Genomic DNA, 26,294 nt, shown 5'->3' with positions numbered 1-26,294 from the left:
AAGATGCTCGCCACAACAAACGGCCAGAGCGTTTTCCGCAAGCCAGGGCGAGCGGAAAATACTCTAGGAAGCGGGGAGGAAGCTGATCCATAGGCGGATGGCTGCAAGCCTGACGAAGCTGCCGGCGGCGGTCACCGCCCACCGCTCCGCCGCGCCTGCGCGACATCAACGCCTCTCACCCCCACATCGATCCTGGGCGGCTGCTTGCAGCAGCACCCGTCATGCCGTGCCCGCGGCCTCCGGGTTGACGATGCAGTCGGGCGCCAGCGTGCCGGCGAAGAACTGGACGGTATTCTCGGCCGAGGCCAGCGCCATGCGGCGCAGCCCCTGCGCCGTGCTGGCCGCGACATGTGGCGTGACGACCACCGTGTCGAGCGAGAGCAGGGGGATGGCGGCGGTCATCGGCTCGACGGCCACCACGTCCAGCCCGGCGCCCGCCAGATGGCCGGAGCGCAGGGCCGCTTCCAGCGCCGCCTCATCCACCAGGGTGCCCCGCGCCGTGTTCACCAGCAGCGCCCCCGGCCGCATGGCCGCCAGGAAAGCCGCGTTGACCATGCCGCGCGTCGCCGCGTTGGAGGGGCAGTGCAGGCTGACGATCGCCGCCTGCGCCAGCGCGGCCGGCAGGTCCGGCGCCGGCTCGTAGCCCAGGCCGCGGATGGTGTTGGCGGGGATGAAGGGATCATGCACCAGCACCCGCATGCCGAAAGCCGCACAGAGCCGCGCCACGCGCGTGCCGATGCGGCCGAAGCCCAGCAGCAGCACCGTCGCGCCGGCAAGATCCTGGGTCGGCGAGGAGGAGGGCACCACCCAGTCGCCCCGCCGCACCCCGGCGTTGCAATGCACGACCTGTCGTGACAGGGCGAGCATCAGCATCAGCGCGTGCTCGGCCACCGAGGCGGCGTTCGCCTCGGGGGTGATGGCCAGGGTGATGCCGCGCGCGCTCAGGGCGGGCACGTCCACGCTGTCATAGCCGACGCCGTGGCGGCAGACGAAGCGCAGCCGCGGCGCCTGATCGAGCAGCGCATCGTCCACCCGCGTGCCGCGCACGATGATCCCCTCCGCGCGGGCGAGCAGGCCGGGCAGGCTGGCCGGCGAGACCTCGGAAGGTGGGATCAGGGTGAATCCGGGCTCGGCCCGCAGCCGGGCCAGCCCGTCCTGGTGGATGGGGCTGACGACGAGGATCTCGGGCATGGCGCGCTCAGCCCTGGCCCCAGGGGCGGCGGGCGAAGAGGCCCTTCACCACCTCCTGCTCGCGCAGCACCGTCTGGCGGTAGTCGCCGCCGAAGATCGGGCGCAGCGGCAGGTTCACCTTCTCGGCCTCGGCGAGGAAGGCGGGATCGGCGGCCATGCGGCGCATCGCCTCCACCAGCTTCCCCGTGATGGCCTCCGGCACGCCGGGCGGCGCGACGAAGCCGCGCATCGAGCCGCCGACGACGTCGATGCCCTGCTCGCGGAAGGTCGGCACATCAGCCATGGCCTTCCAGCGCGCGGGCCCCGCCTGGCCCAGGCAGCGGGTCCGCCCCTCCTGCAGCAGGCTGAGCCCTTCGCTGGCATTGTAGACCGCCACGTCGATCTGGCTGCTCAGCAGGTCGCGGATGGCGAGCGCGGTGCCGTTGTAGGGGGAGTGCAGCGCCTTCACGCCGGCCGCCTCCTCGAAGGCCAGCAGCAGCTGGTGGTCGTCCGAGCCGATGCCGGCGGCGGTGCCGAAGGAGACCGCCTCGGCCTCCGCCGCGGCGCGGCGGCGCAGGTCGGCCATGTCCTTGATCGGGGAGTCCGCGCGGACCCAGAAGGCGCCGGGGTCGTCCACGAGGTTGGCGATGTAGGTGAAGTCCTCCAGCTTCCAGCGCACCGGCCGCTCCAGCGGGATGGAGCTGAGGGAAAGGCTGGCGATCGCGCCCAGGGTGAAGCCGTCGGGACGGGCGGTGAAGATGAACTCGTTGCCGGTCTGGCCGCCGGCGCCGGGCCGGTTGGTGACGACGAACTGCGCCTTGTCCAGATAGGCCGGCAGGTACTTGGCGACCAGCCGGGCCATCAGGTCGATGCCGCCGGCCGGCGGATAGGGCACGACCATCTCGATGGCCCTTGCCGCGGGCCAGTTCTCCTGTGCCCGGGCCAGTGGCGTGGGCAGCAGCGCCGCCAGGGCGGCGGCGCTCAGGTTGCGTCGGCTGATCATTTTCTCTGTTTCCTCCGGCCGGGCTTGTTCATACCGGCGGTGGCGAGAGCCGGTAACCCCACGAGGGGACACCGGATGCACTTCGGGCGAACCTTCCGGCTTCCCGGGTTCAGGTAGTCTCGGATGCAGATGGAAGGTGCGCCGCCCCTCACCTTCCACATCGCCCGATTCCGCCCGAGTGGCCGGAAGCGCCAACGGCAATGTCAACCATGCTTGTAGGTGTGGGAGAGGGCGCGTGCCGCCTCCATCACCAGCGGACTGATCCGGCGGCGGAAGGTCTCCTCCTTCCACTCGGACAGCGATCCGGCAGCATGGATCGCCGCGACCGGCCGGCCATGGATGTCCAGCACCGCGGCGGCGAGAACGATCTCGCCCAGCGCCGATTCCTCCAGCGCCAGCGCATAGCCGTCGCGCCGCGCCTCCCTGATCTTGTCGACGAGCGCGGGGATCTCGGTGATCGTCTTGGGCGTCAGCGGCCGGCGGTCGGATTGCTGCAGGATCTGCATGGCTTCCTCCTCCGGCAGCGCGGCCAGCATGGCGCGGCCGCCGGAGGAGCAGAAGGTAGGAATGCGACGGCCGACCAGCGTGGCCGGGAAGTTCTCCCGCTTGCTCTGCAGGCGCACCGCATAGACGATGTTCGTGCTGTCGAGCAGGCTGAGATCCACCCGCTCCTTCACCGACTTGCGCAGCTCGTGCAGGACGGGCGTGGCGCTTTCCACCAGGGCATTCATGCGGAGATAGTCAAAGGCCCGGTACAGCACCTTCTTGCCGGGCACCAGGCCGGCGCTCGACCGCTCCAGATAGCCAAGCGCCTGCAGCGTATGGACGATGCGCTGGCCGGCGCTCTTGTCGAGGCCGGCAGCAGCCGAAAGCTCGGCGATGGAGAGCGGGCGGGGCAGCTGTGTGAACGCCTCCAGCACCCGCAGGGTCCGCGCCACGGATTGCAGGAACAGGGGGTTGCTCTCGGGGGAAGCGGGCTCCCGTGCCTGGGCCGTTGACATGGAACAAACCCTTTCTTTAACGTCATAGAATAATTCGATCGTATCGGTTAGCGATACGGTAAAACTGGGAATCCAGCAAGAGACGCCAGGGCAGGCCGCTGCAAGGGAATGCTCTATGCAACGTTTTGAAGGGCGCATCGGCGCGGTGACAGGGGCCGGATCGGGGCTTGGCCGTGCCATCGCCATCGCGCTGGCCGCCGAAGGCGCCAGGCTGCTGCTCGTGGACCGGGATGCGGCGGCGCTCGACAGCCTCCTGCCGCTTTGCCCCGGCGCCATCGCCGTGGCCGGGGATGTCGCGCGGGCGGCGGAGATGGAGCATGCCGCCCGCGAAGCCATGCAGCGGCTGGGGCCTGTCAGCCTGCTGGTGACGGCGGCCGGCATCCTGGGCCCCACCCAGCCCGCCGTCGATGCGGCCGAGGAGGACTGGGACAGGGCCTTCGCCGTCAACGTCAAAGGCACCTGGCTCGCCGTGAAGGCCTTCCTGCCGCAGATGCGGCAGCAGGGCGGCGGAGCGATCGTGACGCTGGCCTCGGCCGCCGGACTGACCGGCTCGGCGCAGCTGCAGACCTACTCCGCCACCAAGGGGGCAGTCGTCATGCTCAGCCGCAGCCTCGCCCTGGCGCATGGGCCGGAGGGAATTCGCGTGAACTGCCTCTGCCCCGGCTCGATCGAGACGCCCATGCTGGCCGCGACCTTCGATGCCGCCGGCGACGCCGCGGAGCGGGCCGCCCGCGTGGCGCAGTTCCAGGCGCGCTACCCGCTGCGGCGCTTCGGCAGGCCGGAGGAGGTTGCCGATGCCGCGCTGTTTCTGCTGAGCGCGCAGGCGACCTTCCTGACCGGCGTCTCGCTGCCGGTCGATGGCGGCCGCCTCGCCTGACGGGTGGCCGATCCGTGGTGCGGCTGCCTTCCAGCCGGCCGCCAAGACAGACGACAAGAGGGCGCAAGGGAAGCACGGCCGGTCCCTTCGGGTGAGGATGAAAGCGATGCAAAGAAGCGGTTGGCCGCGGCGTGCGGTCCTGGCCACGCCCCTGCTGGCCATGGGGGCCGGCATCTCCCGGGCGCAGACGGCGGAACGGCCCTTGCGGCTCGTGGTCAATGCCGGGCTGCAGGTCCTGGACCCGATCGCCGGCACCTCCTTCGTCACGCGCAATTTCGCCTACATGGTCTTCGACACGCTGGTGTCGATGGATGGCCAGGGCGTGATGCGGCCGCAGATGCTGGAGGGCTGGACGGTCAGCGAGGACCGGCTGGCCTATGCCTTCACCCTGCGCCCCGGCCTGGAGTGGCATGATGGCCAGCCGGTCACGGCGGAGGATTGCGTGGCCTCGCTGAAGCGCTGGGGCGCGCGCGATTCCACCGGCCGCCGGCTGATGGCGGCCATGAAGACACTGCGCGCCGAGTCCGGCACGCGCTTCGTCCTGGAATTGGCCCGGCCCTTCGGCGGGGTCATCAGCGCCCTCGGCAAGCCGAGCGTGCATGTCCCCTTCATGATGCCGGCGCGCATCGCGGCGACGCCGCCGACGGAGCCCGTGAAGGAGATCGTCGGCTCAGGCCCCTTCATCTTCTTGCAGGACGAATGGGTGCCGGGGGAGCGCGCCACCTTCCGCCGCAACCCACGCTACCGCCCGCGCGAGGAGCCGGCTGACGGGCTGGCCGGCGGCAAGCGCGTCTTCATCGAGCGCGCCGAGATCGTCAGCATCGACGATCCCTCGATGCGCGTGGCGGCGCTGCAGGCCGGCGAGGTTGACTATCTCGAATACGCGCCGCTGGACTACCTCCCCATGCTGCTCCGCGACCGTGGCGTGACGCTGGCCAAGCCGAACGGCATCGCACAGCTGATGGGCGGCATTGCGCTGAACCATGCCCAGCCGCCCTTCAACAATCTTCGCGTGCGCCAGGCCCTGCAGATGGCGCTCGACCAGAGCGAGATCGTGGCCGCGCACGGTCTTCCGGAGGGCATGTTCCAGCCGCACTGCCAGTCCATGATGATGTGCGGGACCCCGCTGGCCTCCGAAGCCGGCGGCGAGGCGCTGCGCGAGCCCAGCCTGGAGCGCGCACGCGCCATGCTGAGGGAATCGGGCTACGAAAACGAGCGGGTGGTCTTCCTGCACCCGCAAAGCTCCACGCTGATCAACCCGATGGCCATGGTCGTGGTGGACCGCATGCGGAAGCTGGGCCTGAACGTGGACCAGCAGGTGATGGACTGGGCCACCGCCGCACAGCGCTGGCTGAGCCGCGAGCCGGTGGAGCGGGGCGGGTGGAGCGCGGTGCCCGTGGTCTATACCGGCTTCGACATGGCCGACCCGCTGACCAATGTCGGCATCAGCTACAACTGCACGGGCGCGGCGCCGTGGCTCTATTGCGACGAGCCCTTGAAGCCGCTGCTGGCGGAATTCGAGGCCGAGCCGGAATCGAACCTCGCGCGGCGGCGCCAGCTCGCCGCCGAGATCAACCGCCGCGCCCTGGCGAACGTGAACTTCCCGCTCACCGGCCAGTTCTCCAGCCCCGCCGTGTGGCGCAGCACGCTGCAGGGTGTGATCGACTTCGGGTTCCCCGTGCTGTGGAACATCCGCCGCGGCGGCGCCTAGCGCCGGATCTGCGCCGCCGCGCCCGGAAGGCGCGGCGGCAGGCTTCACCGTCGAGAATGAGGATCTTTCCCTTGCCCCGCCATATCGCCTGCCTCTCCTATGATTTCGATACCTGGTCGGGATTTGCCGCGCGCGGCCTGACGACGCCGACGCCGATCTCGCGCGGCGAGTTCGGCGTCATCGGCGCGCAACGCATCCTCGACCTGCTGGCGAGCCGGGGCATCAAGGCGAGCTGGTACGTCCCCGGCGTCGTGATCGAAACCTACCCCGCCATTTGCGCGCGCGTGGTGGAGGCCGGGCACGAGATCGGCCATCACGGGTGGAGCCATGTCCCGCCGGCCGAGCTGCCGCCCGAGCGCGAGGCGGAGGAGTTCGGGCGCGCGGTGGAATCGATCCGCCGCCTGACCGGCGCGGGGCCGGCTGGCTACCGCTCCCCGGCCTGGGACCTCAGCGACCACAGCATCAGCCTGATGCTCCAGCATGGCTGCCGCTATGACAGCAGCATGATGGGGCATGACTGCGAGCCTTATTTCGCCAGGCGCGGCGACACCGTGGCCGTGGACGCGCCGCTGGCCTTCGGCGAGACGACGGACCTGGTCGAGATCCCGATCAGCTGGTCGCTCGACGATCATCCGCATTTCGAGTTCTTCCGCACCAAGGCGGGCGTGATGCCGGGGCTCGCGAACGCGAACGGCGTGCTGGAGAACTGGCTGGCGGACTTCGAGTACATGCGCCGCACCACGGAGTGGGGCATGATGGTCTACACCTTCCACCCCTATGTCAGCGGCCGCGGACACCGCATGCTGATGATGGAAAAGCTGATCGACGGCCTGGCCGGCATGGGCGCCGAGTTCCTCACCCTCGATCAGGTGCAGCAGGAATTCCGCGCCCGGCAGGCGCGCTGATCCTGGCCCTCCTTTTCAACAGGGTGCCCGGCTCGTCAGGCGCCCGCTTCAGCACAGGCATTTCGCGATGATCCAGAAACCCCGCCTGTCCGGGCGCGTCGCCGTCGTCACGGGCGCCGCCGGCGGCATCGGTGCCGCGACGGCACGCCGTCTGGCGGAGGAGGGGGCGAAGGTCCTCGTATCCGACCGCTCCGCCGAGGTGGAGGCGGTGGCGCGCGAGATCGGCGGCCGCGCGCTGGCGCTCGACATTACGGCGAAGGACGCCGGCGCGCGGCTGGCGGCCATGGCGGTCGAGGCCTTCGGCCGCCTCGACATCCTGGTCAACAATGCCGGCATCGGCGGCAGCAAGGCGCTCGCAGAATCCGATGACGACCTGATCGACCGCTTCGTGGACACCAACCTGAAGGCGGTGCTGCGGGTGACGCGGGACTGTCTGCCGCATCTCGCCCGGCCCGGCGGCCGCATCGTCAACGTCTCCTCGATCTTCGGGCTGGTCGGCTATCCCGGCACGGCGGCCTATGCCGTGGCCAAGGCGGGCGTGGCGCAGCTCACCCGCCAGCTCGCCTGCGACCTCGGGCCGGAGGGCATCCTGGTCAACGCCGTGGCGCCGGGCGTCATCGAGACGCCGATGACGGTCAATCACCTGAAGAACCCGCACTACCGCGACAACATGCTGGCGCCGACGCCGCTGCGGCGGTCCGGCAGGCCGGAGGAGATCGCCTCGGTCGTTGCCTTCCTGGCCTCGGAGGACGCCTCCTTCGTGACCGGACAGGTGCTGGTCGTCGATGGCGGCTGGCTGACCGCCCGCGCGGCGCCCGCCGCCCCGGCGGCCTGAGGCCGCATCCGCCCCCCATCACCCTTCGAGCGCCCGAAAGGCAGATCGCATGAAGCGCCGCACATTCCTGGCCACCAGCGCCGCCGCGCTGGCCACGCCTTCCCTCGGCCTCGCGCAGCAGGACAAGGTGCTGCGCTTCATCCCGCAGACCGACCTCAGCATTCTCGACCCGATCTTCGGCCTGGCCTACGCGACCCGGAACCATGGCTACATGGTCTTCGACATGCTCTACGGCCAGGACAACGATTTCCGCGCCTCGCCGCAGATGGTCGAGGGGCATGTCACGGAGCAGGACGGCCGCCTCTGGCGCCTGACCCTGCGCGATGGCCTCAAATGGCATGACGGGGAGCGGGTGCTGGCGCGGGACTGCGTGGCCAGCATCCGCCGCTGGGGCCAGCGGGACCCCTTCGGCCAAGCCCTGATGGCGGCCACCGACGAGCTGTCGGCGCCGGATGACAAGGTGATCCAGTTCCGCCTGAAGCGCCCCTTCCCGCTGCTGCCGGACGCGCTCGGCAAGTTGCCGCCGCTGCTGCCGGTGATGATGCCCGAGCGGCTGGCGATGACCGACCCCTACACGCAGGTGACGGAGATGGTCGGCTCCGGGCCGTTCCGCTTCCTGCCGGGCGAGCGGGTCTCCGGCGCCCGCGTGGCCTATGAGCGCTTCAAGGATTACGTGCCGCGCGCCTCCGGCACGCCCTCCGGCACGGCGGGGCCCAAGGTGGTGCATGTGGACCGCGTCGAGTGGACCGTCATCCCCGATCCCTCCACCGCCGTCGCCGCGCTGCAGGCCGGCGAGCAGGACTGGCTGGAATTCGCCGCCAACGACATGCTGCCGCTGCTGAAGCGGGCGCGGAACGTCAAGGTCGCCGTGCAGGAGCAGGCCGGCATGATGTGCCTGATGCGCCTGAACCACCTGCATCCGCCCTTCGACAACCCGGCGATCCGCCGCGCCGTTCTCGGGGCCTTCGACCAGGCCGACTACATGATGGCCGTGGCCGGCGAGGACCGCGCGATGTGGAACGCGCCGGTCGGCTTCTTCACGCCGGGCACACCGATGGCGAACGACGCCGGCATGGCCATCTTCGAGGGCCCGCGCGACTTCGACAAGGTGAAGCGGGATCTCGCGGCGGCCGGCTACAAGGGTGAGAGGGTCGTGCTGCTGGGCGCGACGGACCCGACCTTCATCCACGGGCTCAGCGAGGTGGCGGCGGACATGTTGCGCCGCTGCGGCATGAACCTCGACTACCAGCTTTCCGACTGGGGCACGCTGACAGCGCGGCGCTCCAGCAAGGAACCGACGGAGAAGGGTGGCTGGAGCTGCTACATGACGGCGCTGACCGGCATCGACATGGCCAATCCGGCGCTGAGCGCACCCCTGCGCGGCAACGGCACCAATGCGATGGCGGGCTGGCCGGAGCTGCCGGCGGTGGAAGCGCTGATCGCCGAATGGTTCGCCGCGCCGGGGCTGGAAGCGCAGCAGCAGATCGCGCGGCGCCTGCAGGCACGGGCCTTCCAGGACATTCCCTACATCCCGGCCGGACAGTTCCTGCAGGCGGCGGCCTATCGCAGCAATCTCGAAGGGGTGCTGCGCGGCTTCCCGGTGTTCTGGAACGTGCGGAAGACCTGAAAGGGCAGGAACTCCGGCGCGCTTCTCCAAGGCCCGGCGAAGCGCGCCTCCCCGAAGCACCCGCTCCGGCCGCGGCGACCCGCCCCGGCAAGCCAGCAAAGGCCTTATCATGAATTATGCACCCAAGACCAACGACATCGCCGCGCTGATCGAAGCCGACCGCGCGCATGTCTGGCACCATCTCTCCCAGCACAAGGCCTACGAGACCGTCGACCCGCAGCTGATGGTCGAGGGCAAGGGCATGCGCATCTGGGATGCGACGGGGAAGGAGTATCTGGACGCCACCTCCGGCGGCGTCTGGACCGTCAATATCGGCTATGGCCGCGCCAGCATCGCCGATGCGGTGCGGGACCAGCTGGTGAAGCTGAACTACTTCGCCGGCGCCAAGGGCAGCGAGCCCGGCGCCCGCTTCGCGCAGAAGCTGATCGAGAAGATGCCGGGCCTGTCCCGCGTCTACTATTCGAACTCCGGCTCGGAGGCGAACGAGAAGGCCTTCAAGATGGTGCGGCAGATCGCCGCGCGCCATCACGGCGGCCGCAAGTGGAAGATCCTGTTCCGCGAGCGCGACTACCACGGCACCACCTTCGGCGCCCTCGCCGCCTGCGGCCAGCCGCAGCGCAACGCGGATTACGGGCCCTTCCCCGACGGCTTCGTCGAAGTGCCGCACTGCCTGGAATACCGCAGCCAGTATCCGGACGCGGAGGACTACGGCCGCGCCGCCGCGGATGCGATCGAGGCGGTGATCCTGCGCGAGGGGCCGGACACGGTGGGCGCTCTCTGCCTGGAGCCGATCACCGCCGGCGGCGGCGTCATCACGCCCCCCGCCGGCTACTGGCAGCGAGTACAGGAGATCTGCTCGAAGTATGCCGTGCTGCTGCATATCGACGAGGTCGTCTGCGGCCTCGGCCGGACAGGCACCTGGTTCGGCTACCAGCAGTACGGCGTCCGGCCGGACTTCGTGACCATGGCCAAGGGGGTCGCCTCCGGCTACGCGGCGATCTCCTGCACCGTGACGACCGAGGCGATCTTCGACCTGTTCAAGAACGATCCCGCCGATCCGATGAGCCACTTCCGCGACATCTCGACCTTTGGCGGCTGCCTTGCCGGCCCCGCCGCCGCCCTGGAGAACATCCGCATCATCGAGGAGGAGAACCTGCTGGAGAACACCCGGGCAATGGGCCTCCGGCTGCGCGACAACCTCCTCGGTCTGATGGAGCGCCATGCCGTGATCGGCGATGTCCGCGGCTGCGGCCTGTTCTACGGCGCGGAGCTGGTGGCTGATCGCAAGACCAGGGAGCCCCTGGCGGAGGCCAAGGTCCAGGCGGTGGTCGCGAAATGCATGGAGCTTGGCGTCATCATCGGCGCCACCAACCGCTCGCTCCCCGGGCTGAACAACACCCTCACCCTGAGCCCCGCCCTGATCGCGACCGAGGCCGATATCGACCGCATCACGGACACCATCGGCCAGTCACTGGCGGCCGTCATGGGCTGAGGCCTCGCCGCCTCGCTGGCCGGGCCCGCCCGGCCAGAGGCCACCGGCCTGGCGGTGCCGGTGGGGCGGGCACCACACAGTGCCGGCCGTCACGGAGGGCAGGCGGAGCGCGGCCTTCACAGGCCGCGCCAGGAGGTCACGCCGGGAGGTCACGCCGGGAGGTCCAGCAGGTTCTCACGCATGGTGCGGCCGGAATAGGCGGTTCGCAGCAGGCCGCGGCGCTGCAACTCCGGCGTCACATGGGTGGCGAACTCCTCGTACATCCAGGGGGAAACCGTGGGCCACAGGATCCAGCCATCACAGCCGCCGGCCTCGAAGAGGTCCTGCATCTGGTCGGCGATGCCGGCGGGCGTGCCCACCAGCAGGCCGCCGCGCGGCCGCCGCGCCGCCTCCGCGAAGCTGATCTTCTCCGCCTGCATCACCTGCAGCACGCGATCCGTCGAGCCGGCGATGCCCTGGTTGCCGCGCGCGGCGCCGAGGCCGGTGTGGTCGATGCCCTTGCTGAGGTCGGCGCCCATCATCGCGGAGTTGGTGGCGACCGTCAGTTCCTCATCGGCGAGCGCGATCAGCTCGGCCGCCTTCTCCTGCGCGATGGCTTCCGTCTCCCCCACCACGATGGCGGTGGAGGCCAGGATGCGGCAATCCTCCGGTGCCCGCCCGTAGCGAGCCATGCGGCCCTTGAGGTCGTTGTAGAAGGCGATGCTGTTGGCCTTGCCGGCATTGGAGGCGAAGACGGCCTCCGCCCAGCGCGCGGCGAATTCGCGGCCGCGGTCGGAGGACCCGGCCTGCAGGAAGACCGGCCGCCGCTGCGGGCTGCGCGGCATGGCGAGGGGGCCGCGGGTGCGGACGTACTTTCCACGATAGTCGCTGTAATGCACCTTGTCCGGGTTGGCGAAGATGCCGGAGGCCGGGTCCAGCACCAGCGCATCCTCGTCCCAGGAATCCCACAGGGCGCAGCAGGCCTCCACCACCTCGTCGGCCTGGTCGTAGCGCTGCTCCTTCGGCGGGATGCCGTCCATGCCGAAGTTGCGCGCCTCCATGTCGGTTGCGGAGGTCACGATGTTCCAGCAGGCCCGCCCCTCGCTGATCAGGTCCAGCGAGGCCAGCATCCGCGCCAGCAGGTAGGGCGGGTGGAAGGTGGTGGAGAGCGTCGCGCCGAGACCCAGGTGCCTCGTCGCCCGCGCCATCAGCGGCAGCACCAGCATCGGGTCGAGATAGCTGATCTGGCCGCCCTTCTCGACATAGGTGCGGAAGCTGCCCCCGTGCACGTCGGGGATGCCGAAGCTGTCGGCGAAGAAGCAGCCGTCGAACATGCCGCGCTCCAGCGCGCGCGCCAGGTCCTCGTAGAATTCGGGCCGGAGGAAGTCGTGCAGCCGTGCCTTCGGGTGGCGCCAGCCGCCGGGCATGGTGGCGGTCGGGCCGGTCTTCAGATAGGCGATCAGCTTCATCCGACGGGTCATGCGAAGTCTCCGGAGAGGTAGCGCAGAATGGCGGCGGCCAGGGCCTGGATGTCGGTGATGCGCACGCGCTCGTCCACGCCGTGCACGCGGCTGTCGGGTCGGATGGCGCCGCCGAGCAGGATCTCGCGCGGCGCGCCGGGCGGTCGGGCGCGCTGCACCCAGCCCATGTCGGAGGAGGAGGAGGCGCCATAGGCCCGCGCCTCGGACGCGTCCCAGCCGAAGCTGGCCGCCATGGCGGCGGTCCAGCGCGGCCAGTGCGGGCCCTCGTCGGCGCCCGCCGTGGCCGCCAGATGGCCGGTGACGTGCAGCGCCCAGCGCGTGCCCGGCGGCGCGGCGGCGGCGATGGCGGCCTCGATCTCGGCCAGCACGGCGGCGTCGTCCTCTTCCGGCATGGTGCGCCGGTTCATGGCGATGCGGCAGCGGTCGGGGATGCTGTTGGCCTTCACGCCGGCCTGCGCGACGGTGATGGCCAGGATCGGCCGCAACGCCTCCCCCACACGGTCCCGTAGCGCGGAAACACGCGCCTCCACCACCGGCTTCAACGCCAGCAGACCGGACAGGATGGGAATGGCGCGTTCCAGCGCATTGTCGCCGGAGCCGCGCTGCCCGGCATGGCCCGCCATGCCCTCCACCTCCAGCAGCAGTTCCAGCGAGCCGAAGGCACCGCTCCAGATGCGCGGCGCGGCGCCGCCGTCGAGGCAGAGCAGGTGGTCCGGCACCTCCCCCTGTTCCGCGAGGTAGCGGATGCCGGGATAGGCGCCGCCTTCCTCGTCGGTGCAGAGCAGCACCCGGGGCGCGTAGCGCAGCGGCACGGCATGGGCATGCGCCGCCTCCAGCGCCAGCATCAGCGCGGCGATGGAGGCCTTCATGTCGGCCGCGCCGCGGCCCAGCACCCATTCCCCCTGCCGGGTGGCGGCGAAGGGCGGCACCGACCAGCCCTCCGCCGCCGGCACCACGTCCATATGGGCGTAGATGCCGACAGCTTCGCCGGAGGCGCCGGGCTGCTCGGCCACCAGATTGACGCGGGCGCCGCTGGCGCCGGCGCCGTGGACCTTCCACAGCACCTCCGGCACCTCCACCCGGCGGCAGCGGAAGCCGAGGGGTGCCAGCCGCGCCTCGGCCCAGGCCACGATCTCCGCGTAGTTCTCCCCGGGCGGATAGGAGGTATCCACCCGCAGCACGGCGCCAAGGTCGGCGAGCACCGTGGCCTCCGCTGCCGCGATGGCGGCGAGGCCGGCTTCCAGCGGTGTGCTCATGCCACTTCGCAGATATCGAGAATGGCCAGCATGTAGATGCGGATGGCGTCGAGATAGTCGGCGATATCCACCCGCTCATCCGGCATGGTGTTGTAGCGGCCGCCGGGGCCGCAGACGATGCCCTCCATCCCCGCGCGGTGCAGCAGGTGGCTGGCATCGGTGCCGTAGAAGCCGGGCGGGGTGATGGCGCCGGTGGGCTGCTTCTCGCCACGCACCGCCGCGTAGGCGGCGTTGACGGTGCGGGTGATCCGCGCATCCTTCGCCACCTCGAAGGGCGGCATGGAGGGGCGGTCCTTGTCCTCGCGCGGGATCAGCACGGCCTTCAGCCCGGGATGGCGTGCCTCAAGCTCCGTCAGCACGCGGCGAAGGTCCTCGAAGGCGCCTTCCCGGGTCTGGCCGGGCGCGTAGCGGAGAGAACCTTTCAGCCGCGCGAAATCCGCCACCTGTGGCGCACGCCATTCGTGCAGGTCCTTGCCCAGCGCCGCGTGCAGCACGCCGACATGGCCGCGGTTGATGGAGAGGTGCTCCTCGCTCAACGCGCCGGAGAAGGTCATGCCGTTGATGGTGGGCACCAGCTCGCAGGCCGCGACCAGTGCGTCCACCGCCTGTTCCCGCTTGGAGAGGTGGCGTGTGTCGCCGGTCAGCTCGATGGAAAAGGCGCCGCCGCCCGCATGCATGGTGATCGCCTGCAGATCCGAGGGCTCGGAATTGATGAAATAGTCCGCGCGCAGTCCCTGGTCGATGAAGGCGACAGTGCCGACGCCGCCCTGCAGCTCGCCGATGACGAAGGTCAGGATGACGTCGCCCTTCAACTTGACGCCGGCATCGATCAGCGTCCTGACCGCGCAGTAATAGGCGGCGTCGCCGGCCTTCATGTTGGAGACGCCGATGCCGTAGATGAACCGGTCATCCACCTTGCCGCCCCAGGGGTCCACGGTCCAACCCTCGGTGGCCGGGTTGGTGTCCACATGGCCGTTGAACAGCAGGCTCCTGCCACCGCCCGCGCCGCGCCAGCGCCCGATGGCGTTGATGCGCGCGCCCTCCACCGGCGCCTCCTCGGCCTCCATGCCGATGGCCTGCATGGCGCGGACCATGAAGCGCACGCATTCGCGCTCGCCCTCGGTTTCCGTGTAGCTCTTGATGCGCGCCATGCCGGCGAGGAAATCCAGGCAGGCCTTCTCATCGAGGCGGGCGAGCAGGGCTTTGCGGTCCATGGAACGGGGTTCTCCTTCAGCCCACCGGCGTGGGCACCGCGTCCAGCAGGGCGCGGGTATAGGCGTGGCTCTGCGGGCCGCCGAGCGCGGCGGTGTCGGCCAGCTCCACCAGGTCGCCACGGTACATCACGGCGATGCGGTGGGCGATCTGCCGCACCAAGTTGAGGTCGTGGGTGATGAACAGGTAGCCGGTGCCGAAGCGTTCCCTCAGCTGCAACAGGAGCTGCACGATCTGCGCCTGGATGGAGACGTCGAGGGAGGAGGTGATCTCGTCGCAGATCACCACCTTCGGCCGTGCCGCGAAGGCGCGCGCGATGGCCACGCGCTGCTTCTGCCCGCCTGAGAGCTGGTGCGGGTATCGCTGCGCGAAATCGGCGGGCAGTTGCACCTCCTCCAGCAGCGCCGCCACGGCGTCGCGGCGGGAGAGCCCGTCCGGCGTGCCATAGAGCGCCAGCGGGCGAGACAGGATCTGCCCGATGCTCTGGCGCGGGTTCAGCGAGGCATCCGGGTGCTGGAAGACGATCTGCACGGCGCGGCGGTAGTCGCGGTCCATGGCGGCAGGCCCCGCGATGCTGCGGCCCTCGTGGCGCAGCGCGCCTTCGAAACCGTTCAGCCCGACCAGCGCCTTGGCGATGGTGGACTTGCCGGAGCCGCTCTCCCCCACCACGCCCAGGATCTCGCCCGGGCGCAGCTCCAGCGACACCTCCCGCGCGCCGGCCGGCAAGGGGGCCGCCCGGCCGGCCAGCCGCTGCAGCAGGCCCTGGCGGCCATAGCGCACCGTCATGCCCTGCACAGCCAGCACCGGCGCGGCCTCAGCCGGCGCATCCCGCACCAGCCGCAGATCCGGGCGCGGCACGGCGGCGACGAGGCGGCGGGTATACTCTTCCCGCGGGTTGGAGAAGACCTGGGCGGCCGGGTCGTTCTCCACGACGCGGCCGCGATGGATCACCGCCACCCGCTGCGCGATGCGCGACACCAGCGCAAGGTCGTGGGAGATGTAGAGCGCCGCCACCCCCGTCTCCGCCTGCAGCTCGGTGAAAAGCTCCAGGATCTGGCGGGCGGTGATGACGTCCAGCGCCGTGGTGGGCTCGTCCAGCAGCAGGCATTCGGGCTCGGCGGCGAAGGCGGCGGCGATCACCACGCGCTGCTTCTCGCCGCCCGAGGCCTCGTGGGGGTAGCGGCGCATCATCGCCGCCGGCTCCCGCAGCCCGACGCGGCGCAGCATCGCCTCGGTCCGGTCCCGCGCCTCGGGCCGGGTCAGCCGCTTGTGCCGGCGCAGCACCTCGATGACATGCTCGCCCAGCCGCAGCGTCGGGTTCAGCGAGGCGCTGGGGTCCTGGAACACCATGCCGAGGCGGGAGCCGCGGATGTGCCGCATCTGCTGCGCCGTCATCGCGCGCAGGTCCTGGCCGGAGAGGCGGATGGCGCCGCCGCCTTCCACCGCGCTGTGGGGCAGATGGCGCATGATGGCATAGGCGAGCGAGGTCTTGCCCGACCCGCTCTCTCCCACCAGCCCCAGCACCTGGCCGCGCGGCACGGCGAGGCGGATGTCCCGCAGCGCCGCGAAGCGGCCATAGGACAGGTCGTAGCCCTCCACGGACAGGACAGCCGGTGCCTCGCTCATGCGCGGGGGTTCAGCGCGTCGCGCAGCCCGTCGCCGAACAGGTTGAAGGCGACCGCCACCAGCGCGATGGCCAGGCCGGGAAACAGCATCATCCAGGCGTTGCGGAACAGATAGGGCCGCGCCTCCGCCACCATCAGCCCCCATTCGGAGGAGGGCGGCTGCGCGCCCAGGCCGAGGAAGGAGAGCGTCGCCAGCCCCATCACCGCGAAGGCGACGCGGATGGTGGCTTCCACGATGATCGGACCGACCACGTTGGGCAGCATTTCTCTCAGGACGATGAAGGATCCGGTTTCCCCCCGCGCCACGGCGGCGTTCACAAAATCCTGCTGCCGCACGGCGAGGGCGACGGAGCGCGTGATGCGCGCCATGCCCGGCGTGAAGGCGATGCCGAGCGCGATCAGCGCGTTGACGCCACTGGCGCCCAGCACCGTCACGATCAGCAGCGTGAACAGCAGGTTGGGAATGGCCATGACGGCATCGACGATGCGCATCAGCGCCTCGTCCACCCAGCCGCCGATGAAGGCGGAGAGGGTGCCGAGCACCGCCCCTGCCACCGTGCCCAGCGCGGTCGCGGCCACCGCCAGGAACAGGGTGGAGCGCGCGCCGGCCAGGATGCGGCTGAGGATGTCGCGCCCGAACTGGTCCGTGCCCAGCCAGTAGGTAGCACCAGGCCCGCTGAAGCGGGCGCGGACGTGGAAGGCCTCGGGGTCGAAGGGCGCGATGGCGGGGCCGCCGATCGCCGCCAGCAGCGCCATCAGGATGATGCCGCCGCCGATCAGGCCCTGCGGCGTGCGCAGCAGGTGACGAAGCGTGTCAGGCATAGCGGATCCGCTTGTCCAGTGCCGCATAGGCGAGGTCGGCCAGAAGGTTGGCGAGCGCGTAGGTGGCGGCCATGATCAGCGCGCCCGCCTGGATGGAGGGCAGGTCCCGCTGCTGGATGGCCACGATCAGCGCACGGCCGATGCCGGGGAAGGCGAAGATCTCCTCCACCACGATGATGCCGCCGAGCAGATAGCCGATATCCAGCGCCACCACCGTGATGGTGGGCAGCAGCGCGTTGCGCAGCGCGTGGCGGAACAGGATGCGCGGGCGGGAGAGGCCCTTCATCCGCGCGGCGCGCACATAGTCGGTGCCCAGCACGTCCACCATCTCGGAGCGCACCATGCGCACCACATGCGCCACCAGGATGACGGAGACCGTCAGCACCGGCAGCACCAACCGCGCCAGCCCGCCCCGGAAATCCTCCGTCAGCGGCACGTAGCCGGTGGAGGGCAGCAGCCCGAAGGCCGGATTGCCCAGCGTGATCAGCACCAGCGTCGCGGTGACGAATTCCGGCATGGAGACGCCGACATAGGAGGCGAGCCCGATGCCGAGATCCGACGCCCTGCCCCGCCGCAGCGCGGCGACGACGCCAAGCGGGATGGCGACCACCAGCATCAGCAGCAGGGAGAGCAGGGCCAGCAGCAGCGAACGGCCGAGGGCGGTGAACATCACCTCCCCCACCGGCAGGCCGGTTTCCAGCGAGGTGCCGAAATCCCCGCGCAGCACATGGCCGATCCAGCCCAGATATTGCTGCCACACCGGCAGGTCCAGCCCGAGGCGGGCGCGCACGGCGACGAGCTGTTCCGGCGTCGCATTCTCGCCCAGCAGCATCACGGCGGCATCCGCCGGCAGCACCTGCGTGATGCCGAAGACCAGCATGGAGACGATCAGCACCGTCAGAAGGATCGTCAGCAGCCGGCGCAGGAGATAGGAGGCCGACACCCAATCAGGCCCCGCCCAGCCACACCTCCTCGATCCGGTACACCGCGCCGCGCGGATGCAGGTTGAAGCCCTGCACCCGGGTGCGAATGCCCGCCAGCAGGTCGAAGAAGACGGGGATCAGCGTCGGCACCTCGTCATACATGATTTTCTGCGCTCGGGCGTAGAGCTCGCGGCGGCGGGCGTCATCCGCCGTGCGGCGCGCATCCTCCACCAGCTTGTCGAAGCTGGCGTTGTTCCATTTCGACTCGTTCCACGGCGCGCTGGAGGCGTAGAGGAGGGAAAAGATGCCGTCCGTCGTCGGCTGCATGTTGTAGAGGCCGATATAGAACGGGCCCTTCAGCCAGACCTGGTCCAGGAAGGTGGCGTGCGCCATGGTCTGCAGGTTGATGTTGAAGCCGGCGGGCTTTGCCATCTCGCGCAGCGCCACGCCCAGCTGCGCACGGGTGTTGGGGCGGTCGGAGGCAACCAGCGTCAGCTCCAGCCCGCGCGGATAGCCGGCCTCAGCCAGCAGCTTCTTGGCTTCGGCGATATTCGCCTCGCGCGGCGGCAGCGCCGTGTTGAAGCGGTAGGCGGCGTTGACCGGCGTGTCCGCGCCCACCGTGCCCAGCCCCTCGGCCGCCAGCTCCACCATGGCCTCGCGGTCGATCGTCAGGGCCAGGGCGCGGCGCACCCGCACGTCGTCGAAGGGCTTCTGGTTGCAGCCCATGATGACGTTGAGGAACTGGCCGGAGGGCGTGCGCAACCCCTTCACGCCGGGGGCGCCTTCCATCCGCGCGAAGTCCGTCGGCGCGGCCGAGAGCATCAGGTCGCTGTCGCCGGCCAGCAGCGCGGCGGTGCGGGCGGTGGCGTCGGGGAAGACCTGGACCTCCACCCGGTCCAGGTAGGGGCGCTCGGGGTGGTAGTAGTCCGGGTTGCGCTCCAGCACCGTCAGGCGCGAAGGTTCATAGGACACCAGCCGGAAGGGGCCGGTGCCCAGGGCCTCGCGGTCCAGCCGTGCCATGCCGCCCTTCAGCACGGCGGCGGGGATGATCCTGGCATTGGTGTAGGCCAGCGCCACCGGCAGGTCGGCATAGGCACCCTTCAGCCGGAACAGCACGGTCAGCGGGTCCACCGCCGTGACGCTGTCCACCGGCCCGATATTGCTGCGCCCGGGGGAGCCGGTGGCAGGGTCCAGGATGGCCTGGAACGTCGCCACCACGTCCTGCGCCGTAAGCGCGCTGCCGTCGTGGAAAGCCACCTGGGGGCGAAGCCTGAAGGTCCATTCGGTCAGTTCCGGGTTGGAAGACCAGGAGGTCGCGAGGTCCGGCTGCGCCGCCATGTCCGGCCCGAGCCGCGTCAGCCCGCTGTAGAGCATCTCGCCCAGCAGGTATTCGGGGCCGACACGGTGCTGCAGTGGGTTCAGCTTGCTGGGCGCCTGCTCCACGCTGATGCGCAGCGTGCCACCGCGGCGGGCAGTCTGGGCGTGCGCCCCGTGCAGGCCGACGAGCGCCAGGCCGCCGGCGGCCGTGCCGGCCAGGAGGTTGCGGCGGGAGAGGGGAGCAGGTCGATCCATCAGGGCCTCCATGCCGGGGCGGCAGCCGTCCCGTTCGCCGATCACAAGCATGAACCGTGCCGCCTCCATGGCGGAGCATGGAAGCAGCGTCGCCGCATATCGGCCGCACATCTTGCGCCCGGCTGGCGTCCAGGCCCAGCGTCAGGCAGGAGGTGGCGGCCCCGGGCTACTTGCCGAGCGATACGTTCCAGAAGCGCGGCTTGAGCCCGGGCCAGGGTGCGAAACCCTGCACAGTGTCGCGCATGCCGGCGATGGTTTCCCGATTGGTCCAGACCAGCAGTGGCGCATCCTGCAGGAACTGCTTGTGGAGTGCATCGAGGATGGGCTGGCGCGCCGCGCCCTCCGGCGTGGCGGAGAGCTTCGTCAGCAGGCCGTTGGCCGCGGCACTGCGCCACACCTTCTCCGGCGTTGCGTCCGGCGCGCCGATGAAGCGGTCGAAGGTGAAGACCGGGTCCAGATAGGGCGTGACGTTCCAGACCATCAGCTGGTAGTCGCCGCGGAAATACCGCTGCAGCTGCGCGCCGAATTCCAGGATCTCCACCTTCGCGTTCACGCCGGCGGCCTGCAGCTGCGCCTGCAGCAGGATGGCCGTGTCCTTCATCAGCCCGAACTGGCTGTTGGAAGTGATGGTGACGGGCTGGCCGCGATAGCCGCCCTCGCGCAGCAGCGCCGCCGCGCGGGCGGGATCGAAGCCGATCGCCTGCTGCTGCACGGCGGTGTAGTAGTGGCTGGTGGTGGGCACCAGCGAGGTGCCCGGGGCGCCGAACCCGGCATACAGGCTCTCCCGCATCCCCGCGGCGTCCACCGCCGCGACGATGGCCTGCCGCACCCGCGCATCCGCCAGCACCGGGTCGGTGGCGCGGATCAGCACCGTGTTCAGCCCGGCCGTGGGGGAATGCGCTACCCGCAGGCCGGGCACGGCTTCCAGCTCCTTGGCCAGCGTCGGGTCCACTTCCTGCAACACATCCAGATTGCCCGCCTGCAGGGCCAGCCGGGCGGCGCTGGGATCGGGGATCAGGGTGAAGCGGATCCTGTCCACCTTGGCCGCCTTTGCGCCGGCCAGACCGTTCGGCGCTTCGGTGCGGGAGACGTAACCGGGGAAGCGGGCGAGTTGCACGTATTGCCCGCGCCGCCATTCCTCCAGCATGAAGGGACCGGTTCCGATCGCCTTGGTCCAGCGCCCCTCGGCATCCACGGAGTCGGGATGCGCGATGCCGCTGCTGTCGCAGTCCGAGCGCGCCATCATGCTGAGGAACACTGGCGAAGGCTCGGCAAGGCGGAAGATGACGTGCCGCTTATCCACCGGCTCCACCGCCGTGACATGCACCTGCCGGGTGCCGTCGAAGCTGGTGCGGCAGGGCCAGTTCATCCTGGGGTCGAGGAAGCGGCCCCAGGTCCAGGCCACCTCGCGGGAAGTCACCGGCGCACCGTTGTGGAAGCGCAGCCCGTCGCGCAGGGTGAAGGTGACGGCCCTGCCGTCCGCGCTGGTCTCGATGCTTTCGGCCAGCATGGGGCTGACGCTGCCATCCTCGCGCCAGGCCACCAGCCCCTCATAGATGTGCTGCAGCACGGCGCCGGTGGCCACATCCGGGCTGACGCCCGGCATCAGGCCCCGGAGGTCGGAGCCGATCATGCCGCGCAGCAGCGATTCCGCCCGGGCGGCGGGCGCGGCCAGGGCGACGGATACCGCGAGGGGCAGGCACCAGGCCAGCGCGCGGGGAAGAAAGCTCATGGGCACGATCTCCTCGGTTCGGCTGGCGTCCCGGGCCGCTCTGCGGCGGCTTGGCGTCAGGGCGGTTCGATCAGGTCGCAGCAGCGGCGCGGCATGGCGCCCAGCCCGGTGGCGCGCTCCAGCAGCCGGCGCAGCACCGGCAGGCGCGCGGCGCGGGCGAGGCCGAGATCGGCGCGCGGATGCAGCGTCAGGCAGGCATAGCCGGCCACCGGCAGCAGCGCGTCCAGCTCCTCGTTCAGCATCATCTCCGCGCGGTCCTGGGTCAGGCGGCGGCGAAAATGCGTGGCATCGGCCAGCCCTTCGCTCCAGGGCAGCTCCACCATCGCGCCGCCGCCGTCCTCGGCCAGCGGATAGGGCGCGTCGTCATCCACGAAGCTGCTGTCGTAGCGGTAGCCCAGCCGCGACAGGATCGGCAGCGTCTGCGCGGAGAGCGTGCCGGTCGGCGCGCGGAATCCGGTGGGCGCTGCGCCGCAGAGCCGCGTCAGGATGGCATGCGCCTCTTCCAGCAGCGCCTCCTCGCGTGCCGCGTCCAGCGCCATGTGGTCCTCGAAATCATGGCCATGCGCGGCGACCTCATGGCCCTCGGCGAGGCAGCGTTCCAGCAGCGCCGGCATGGCCCACGCCTCGGCCGCCGGCCAGAAGAAGGTGGCATGCACGCGCAGGTCACGCAGCGCGTCCAGCAGCCGCGCCAGCCCGACGCGGCCGGTATAGCCGCCATGGGCGAAGCGGCCGAATAGCGGGGCGCCGTTGCTCTCCGCACGCTCCGGCCCCAGGCCCTGCACATTGACGGTCAGGAGGAGGGTCGCGCTCATGCCCGCGGGCTCCGCCAGGATTGCGGCTGCGAGAGGCAATGCGCCGCGAGCTCGCGCAGCGTGACAAAGCGCACCCCCGGCACCGCCCTGGCCGCCGCCAGGAAACGGTCCACCGCCGCCATGCGCGCCGGCGTGCCGGAGCCGTAGCCGGCGCGCGGGTGCATGATGAAGTGCAGATAGCCGTCGCCTTCCGCGATCGCTTGCAGCTCCTGCATCCAGTTCGCCAGGGCTTCTGCCGCGCTGGCCTGCCCCTGCACGTAGAGCGGCGCATCGTCGAGCGAGACGGTGTTGTTGGGCAGGATGACGAAGTCCTCGGCCACGGCACCATCGATGGCGGCAAGGTAGGGCAGGTCCTCGTCCTTCTCGCTGCAATCGTAGATGTAGCCGAGGCGGCGCAGCGTCGGCAGCGTCACCGCGCTCTTGCGGCCGGAAGGCGAGCACCAGCCCACCGGCGCCTCGCCCACGCAGTCGGACAGGATGGCGTGGGTTCGCTCCAGCAGCTCCACTTCCTCCCCGCCCAGTTCCCAGCCCTCGTGGCGGTAGCCATGGGCAGCGATCTCGTGCCCCGCCGCATGCACATCCCGCATCAGCGCGGGGTAGAGTTCCGCGTCGTAGCCGCACATGAAGTAGCTGGCGGGAATGCCGTGGCGCGCGAGCATCTCCAGGCTGCGCGGGATGCCGCGCCGGGCGGCATAGCGGCCGCGCGAATGAATGCCGAGGTGGTTCAGCCCCTTCCCTGCCTCCACGGCCGGGCCATCCATGTGCACGGTGACGCAGACCACCCAGCGGGCGCCATCGGGCCAGCGTGCGGCAGCAGGTGTCGCGGACGGTGTCATGCCCACGAGGATGTACTATGGCGTGCCGAAGATCAATCCTTCGAAACCGGCCGCAGCGCCATGGCATCCGTCAGGTGCAGGCGCATCTGCAGGGCCGCGCGCTCCCTGTCGCCTTTCAGCAATGATTCCAGGATCGCCAGGTGCTCGCGCACGTTCACGGCGACACGGTCCGGTGGCATGCGCCAGGAGTAGTTGGACAAGGTCCGCAGCCGGTTCTGCTGCACCACGGCGGCGGCGATGAAGCGGTTGCCGGAGGCCTCGGCGAGACCGGCATGGAATTCGGAGTTGATCTCGAAGAAGCCCACCGCATCGTCGTCCCGCCACGGCTTCTCCAGGAAGCGGCGGTGTTCCCGCTGCATGCGTGTCGCGAAGCCGGGTGGCAGTGCGAAGCCCGGCTCCAGCAGCGCCGCCGGCTCGATCAGCAGGCGGAAGCGGTAGGACGCCGCGCGCTCCTCGCGGGAGACGAAGCCGGCGGTGAAGTGCCAGCCATGGCCCCGCTTGCGGGTCGCCACCCCCGCCTCGGCCAGTTGCGCCAGGGCCTGGGCCGCCACGCCGCGCCCGACGCCGAACTGCTGCGCCAGTTGCCGTTCCGACACCTCGTCCGGCACGCGGCCATCCGCCCGGCCGCGCGCGATGGCGACCAGCAGCCGCGCGACGCCCCGTTCCTCGCCCCCGGGCTGCAGCAGGTCCGCGTCAAGGTCCAGCGTCTGCAGGCGCACCGCCCGTCCTTCGCTGCGGACGGCGCCGAGTTCCTCCAGCAGCGCGATGGCGCCATTCACGGGGGTGCGGGACACGCCGAGGGCTTCCGCAAGGGCGAGGCGGCTCAGCCGCTCCCCCGGCTCGGCCCCGCGCTCCCGCAGCAGGTCCAGGATGTTGCGCGCCAGGTTGCGGCGCAGCGGCGAGGCGGTGGTGTCGCTCATGGTGGAGGGGGGCATAGGCGGCGCGGGACGGGTTGGAAAGCTTGGCCGTGCCGCCCACCTCGGCTAAGGCGCCAGCCGCGGCGTCGCGTCCAGTAGCGCGCGGGTATAGGGGTGCCGCGGCGCGTCGAAGATGGCGTCGCGGCACCCCTGTTCCACAATGGCTCCGTCCTGCATCACCAGCACACGGTCCGCCACTTCCGCCACGGCGCCGAGGTCGTGGGAGATGAACAGGCAGGCGAAGCCCCGCTCCTCCTGCAACTGGCGCACCAGGGCCAGGATCTGCTTCTGCACCGTCATGTCCAGCGCGCTCACCGGCTCATCCGCCACCACCAGGGCGGGGCGGCGCACAATGGCGCGGGCAATGGCCACGCGCTGCCGCTGCCCGCCGGAAAGCTGATGCGGAAAGCGGCGGTCCATGCCGGGCAGGCCCACCGCCCGGAAGGTCTCGGCCACGCGGGCGGCGCGCGCGGCGGCGTCCATGCCGGCCTCATGCCGCAGCGGCTCGGCCACGATTTCGCCCACGCGCTGGCGCGGGTCCAGCGAGGAATAGGGGTCCTGGAACACGATCTGGCAGGCCAGCCGGAAATCCCGCGCGGCGCCGGTGCTGCCGGCGGTCACGTCCTTCCCGCGGAACAGCAATTGTCCGCCGCTGGGCTGCACCAGCCGCAGCATGGCACGGCCCAGCGTGGTCTTGCCCGACCCGCTGCCGCCCACCAGCGCCACCGTCTCGCCACGCCGGATCTCCAGGTCCACGCCCTTCACGGCGCGCTTGCCGGGCAGGCGGCGGAACAGGCGGCTGCGGCCGGGATAGTCCACCGTGAGGCCGCGCGCTTCCAGCAGCACCTCGCCCTGCGGCCGGGGCGGGCGCGGCAGGCGCTGCGGCATGGCGGAGACCAACAGGCGCGTATAGTCGTGCCGCGGCGCCGAGAGCACCTGGCGGGCCGGGCCTTCCTCCACCACCCGGCCGCGCTGCATCACCAGCGCCCGGTCGGCATAGCGGGCGACGAGGCCCAGGTTGTGCGTCACCAGCAGCACGGCCGTACCGTTTTCGTGCGCCAGTTCCACCATGAGGTCCAGCACCTCGGCCTGGGCGAGGTTGTCCAGCGCCGTGGTGGGCTCGTCGGCGATCAGCAGGCGCGGCTTGGGCAGCATCACCGCCGCCAGCATGATGCGCTGGCGCATGCCGCCGGAGAATTCATGCGGGTAGGCGCGCAGGCAGCCCTCCGGGTCAGTGATCTGCACCCGCTTCAGCATGGCGATGCAGGCGGCGCGCTGCGCTTCCTTGCCGAGGCTGCTGTGCAGCGCCAGCGCCTCCCCCAGCTGGGCGCCGATGGTCATGGCCGGGTTCAGCGAGACCATCGGCTCCTGGAACACCATGCCGATGGCGCCGCCGCGCAGTTCCCGCAGCCGGGCGGGCGGGACGCGGGCTAGGTCCTCGCCCTCCAGGCGGATGGCGCCGGCCTGGCGCTCCAGCCCCGGCGGCAGCAGGCCCAGGATGGCGCGGCCCGTGGCGGTCTTGCCACTGCCGGATTCCCCTACCAGCGCCAGGATCTCGCCAGGGGCGATGTCGAAGGAGACGCCGTCCACCGCGCTGAAGCGCCCGGCGCCCACGCGCAGGCCCTCGACCGACAGCAGGGCCGCCCGGGCGGCCAGCATGCCGGGGCGGTCATGTTGCATGGCCATGCTCATTGCGGGCGGCTCCGGGGGTCGAGGTGGTCGCGCAGGGCGTCGCCCAGCAGGTTCACGCCGAGCAGGGTCAGCGCGATGCAGGCGCCCGGCGCCACGCCCAGCCAGATGGCGGATTCCAGATAGGGGCGGGCGGCGGCCAGCATGTTGCCCCAGGTTGGCGCCGGCGGCGGCACGCCGAGGCCAAGGAAGGAAAGCGCGCTTTCCGCCAGGATGGCCCAGCCGAACAGGCTGGTGGCCAGCACGGTCAGCGGCGAGACGGTGCCGGGCAGCACGTGCCGCCACATGGTGTAGAGCGCCGAATTGCCGATGGAACGCGAGGCCTCGACGAACTCCCGCTCCCGGATGGAGAGCACGGCGCCGCGCACGATGCGCGCCACGGTGGGCGTATAGGCCAGGCCCAGCGCCGCCACGATGCCCCATTGGCTGGCGCCCAGCACCGCCAGCAGGCCGAGCGCCAGCAGAATGCCGGGGAAGGCCAGCAGTGCGTCGTTCACCAGCATCAGCACCCGGTCCACCCAGCCGCGCGCGAAGCCGGAGACCAGCCCGATCAGGCTGCCCAGCACCACCGCCGCCAGCACCGTCAGCGCCGCGACCAGGCAGGAGGTGCCGGCGCCCGCCATCAGCCGGCTGACCACGTCCCGCCCCACCTCGTCGGTGCCCAGCCAATGGGCGGCGGAAGGCGCGTTGAGCCGGGCGCGCATGGCGATGCGCAGCGGGTTCTCCGGCGTCCAGAAGGCCGAGGTGATGGCGGTGCCGGTCACCAGGGCCATCAGCGTGCCGCCGATGGCGGCATTCATCCGCAGACGCATGGGGG

22 protein-coding genes are annotated in these 26,294 nt (G+C 70.7%); 6 read left to right on the top strand and 16 right to left on the bottom strand.

Annotated elements, in window-relative coordinates:
- Window positions 1-219: 219 nt before the first annotated feature.
- From QMO56_RS10570 to QMO56_RS10560, 3 genes are all read right to left on the bottom strand, one after another.
- Entirely contained in the window at window positions 220-1,191 is a 972-nt protein-coding gene (locus QMO56_RS10570) for a hydroxyacid dehydrogenase (protein ID WP_283525550.1), read from the bottom strand.
- 7 nt (window positions 1,192-1,198) lie between these two features.
- Entirely contained in the window at window positions 1,199-2,173 is a 975-nt protein-coding gene (locus QMO56_RS10565) for a tripartite tricarboxylate transporter substrate binding protein (protein ID WP_283525548.1), read from the bottom strand.
- Window positions 2,174-2,376: 203 nt separating this feature from the next.
- Window positions 2,377-3,174, bottom strand: a complete 798-nt coding sequence (locus tag QMO56_RS10560) for an IclR family transcriptional regulator (protein ID WP_283525546.1) — start codon at window positions 3,172-3,174, stop codon at window positions 2,377-2,379.
- A 115-nt stretch (window positions 3,175-3,289) separates the two neighbouring features.
- Between QMO56_RS10560 and QMO56_RS10555 the strand changes: the two genes are divergently transcribed.
- The 6 genes from QMO56_RS10555 to QMO56_RS10530 all read left to right on the top strand — a co-directional run bounded on the left by QMO56_RS10555 (window position 3,290) and on the right by QMO56_RS10530 (window position 10,621).
- Window positions 3,290-4,051 (top strand): SDR family NAD(P)-dependent oxidoreductase, encoded by a 762-nt coding sequence (locus QMO56_RS10555; RefSeq protein ID WP_283525544.1) that lies wholly within the window; start codon window positions 3,290-3,292, stop codon window positions 4,049-4,051.
- A 106-nt stretch (window positions 4,052-4,157) separates the two neighbouring features.
- A complete protein-coding gene (locus tag QMO56_RS10550; protein WP_283525542.1) occupies window positions 4,158-5,762 on the top strand; it encodes an ABC transporter substrate-binding protein in 1,605 nt (534 codons plus the stop codon).
- A 71-nt stretch (window positions 5,763-5,833) separates the two neighbouring features.
- Window positions 5,834-6,667 (top strand): polysaccharide deacetylase, encoded by an 834-nt coding sequence (locus QMO56_RS10545; RefSeq protein ID WP_283525541.1) that lies wholly within the window; start codon window positions 5,834-5,836, stop codon window positions 6,665-6,667.
- A 67-nt stretch (window positions 6,668-6,734) separates the two neighbouring features.
- Window positions 6,735-7,502 (top strand): SDR family NAD(P)-dependent oxidoreductase, encoded by a 768-nt coding sequence (locus tag QMO56_RS10540; protein ID WP_283525539.1) that lies wholly within the window; start codon window positions 6,735-6,737, stop codon window positions 7,500-7,502.
- A 49-nt stretch (window positions 7,503-7,551) separates the two neighbouring features.
- On the top strand, window positions 7,552-9,129 hold the full coding sequence (locus tag QMO56_RS10535) for an ABC transporter substrate-binding protein (RefSeq protein ID WP_283525537.1): 1,578 nt from the start codon (window positions 7,552-7,554) through the stop codon (window positions 9,127-9,129).
- A 109-nt stretch (window positions 9,130-9,238) separates the two neighbouring features.
- Entirely contained in the window at window positions 9,239-10,621 is a 1,383-nt protein-coding gene (locus QMO56_RS10530) for an aspartate aminotransferase family protein (protein WP_283525535.1), read from the top strand.
- A 149-nt stretch (window positions 10,622-10,770) separates the two neighbouring features.
- Here QMO56_RS10530 and QMO56_RS10525 read toward each other — a convergent pair whose 3' ends face one another.
- From QMO56_RS10525 to QMO56_RS10465, 13 genes are all read right to left on the bottom strand, one after another.
- Entirely contained in the window at window positions 10,771-12,081 is a 1,311-nt protein-coding gene (locus QMO56_RS10525) for an NtaA/DmoA family FMN-dependent monooxygenase (protein WP_283525534.1), read from the bottom strand.
- On the bottom strand, window positions 12,078-13,337 hold the full coding sequence (locus tag QMO56_RS10520) for a M20 family metallopeptidase (protein ID WP_283525531.1): 1,260 nt from the start codon (window positions 13,335-13,337) through the stop codon (window positions 12,078-12,080). The genes QMO56_RS10525 and QMO56_RS10520 overlap by 4 nt, the downstream gene beginning before the upstream one ends.
- Window positions 13,334-14,551 carry a M20 family metallopeptidase gene (locus QMO56_RS10515; protein ID WP_283525529.1) on the bottom strand — a complete coding sequence of 406 codons (1,218 nt, stop codon included), beginning with the start codon at window positions 14,549-14,551 and terminating at the stop codon, window positions 13,334-13,336. The genes QMO56_RS10520 and QMO56_RS10515 overlap by 4 nt, the downstream gene beginning before the upstream one ends.
- A 16-nt stretch (window positions 14,552-14,567) precedes the next feature.
- Window positions 14,568-16,175 (bottom strand): ABC transporter ATP-binding protein, encoded by a 1,608-nt coding sequence (locus tag QMO56_RS10510; RefSeq protein ID WP_283525527.1) that lies wholly within the window; start codon window positions 16,173-16,175, stop codon window positions 14,568-14,570.
- On the bottom strand, window positions 16,172-16,996 hold the full coding sequence (locus QMO56_RS10505; RefSeq protein ID WP_283525526.1) for an ABC transporter permease: 825 nt from the start codon (window positions 16,994-16,996) through the stop codon (window positions 16,172-16,174). Before QMO56_RS10505 ends, QMO56_RS10510 begins: the two co-directional genes overlap by 4 nt.
- Window positions 16,989-17,939: an ABC transporter permease gene (locus QMO56_RS10500; protein ID WP_283525524.1), complete on the bottom strand. Its 951-nt coding sequence runs from the start codon at window positions 17,937-17,939 to the stop codon at window positions 16,989-16,991. The genes QMO56_RS10505 and QMO56_RS10500 overlap by 8 nt, the downstream gene beginning before the upstream one ends.
- A 4-nt stretch (window positions 17,940-17,943) precedes the next feature.
- Window positions 17,944-19,491, bottom strand: coding sequence for an ABC transporter substrate-binding protein (locus QMO56_RS10495; protein ID WP_283525522.1), 1,548 nt, complete (start codon window positions 19,489-19,491; stop codon window positions 17,944-17,946).
- Between the two features lie 166 nt (window positions 19,492-19,657).
- On the bottom strand, window positions 19,658-21,223 hold the full coding sequence (locus QMO56_RS10490; protein WP_283525520.1) for an ABC transporter substrate-binding protein: 1,566 nt from the start codon (window positions 21,221-21,223) through the stop codon (window positions 19,658-19,660).
- Between the two features lie 56 nt (window positions 21,224-21,279).
- The gene (locus QMO56_RS10485; protein ID WP_283525519.1) at window positions 21,280-22,035 is read right to left on the bottom strand and encodes a polysaccharide deacetylase family protein; all 756 of its coding nucleotides are present in this window, start codon (window positions 22,033-22,035) and stop codon (window positions 21,280-21,282) included.
- Window positions 22,032-22,871: a polysaccharide deacetylase family protein gene (locus tag QMO56_RS10480; protein ID WP_283525518.1), complete on the bottom strand. Its 840-nt coding sequence runs from the start codon at window positions 22,869-22,871 to the stop codon at window positions 22,032-22,034. The genes QMO56_RS10485 and QMO56_RS10480 overlap by 4 nt, the downstream gene beginning before the upstream one ends.
- A gap of 32 nt (window positions 22,872-22,903) precedes the next feature.
- Complete coding sequence (locus tag QMO56_RS10475) at window positions 22,904-23,791, bottom strand: GntR family transcriptional regulator (RefSeq protein ID WP_283525517.1); 888 nt, start codon at window positions 23,789-23,791, stop codon at window positions 22,904-22,906.
- A gap of 63 nt (window positions 23,792-23,854) precedes the next feature.
- Window positions 23,855-25,468: an ABC transporter ATP-binding protein gene (locus QMO56_RS10470; protein WP_283525516.1), complete on the bottom strand. Its 1,614-nt coding sequence runs from the start codon at window positions 25,466-25,468 to the stop codon at window positions 23,855-23,857.
- A gap of 8 nt (window positions 25,469-25,476) precedes the next feature.
- Window positions 25,477-26,289, bottom strand: coding sequence for an ABC transporter permease (locus tag QMO56_RS10465; RefSeq protein ID WP_283525515.1), 813 nt, complete (start codon window positions 26,287-26,289; stop codon window positions 25,477-25,479).
- Window positions 26,290-26,294: the final 5 nt, after the last annotated feature.

Origin of the sequence: Roseomonas sp. E05, from assembly GCF_030063475.1 — a bacterium.
In the GTDB taxonomy this organism is placed as follows: domain Bacteria; phylum Pseudomonadota; class Alphaproteobacteria; order Acetobacterales; family Acetobacteraceae; genus Pseudoroseomonas.
Note: the sequence above shows the minus strand (reverse complement) of the source record. Positions and strands in the feature narration are given on the sequence as shown.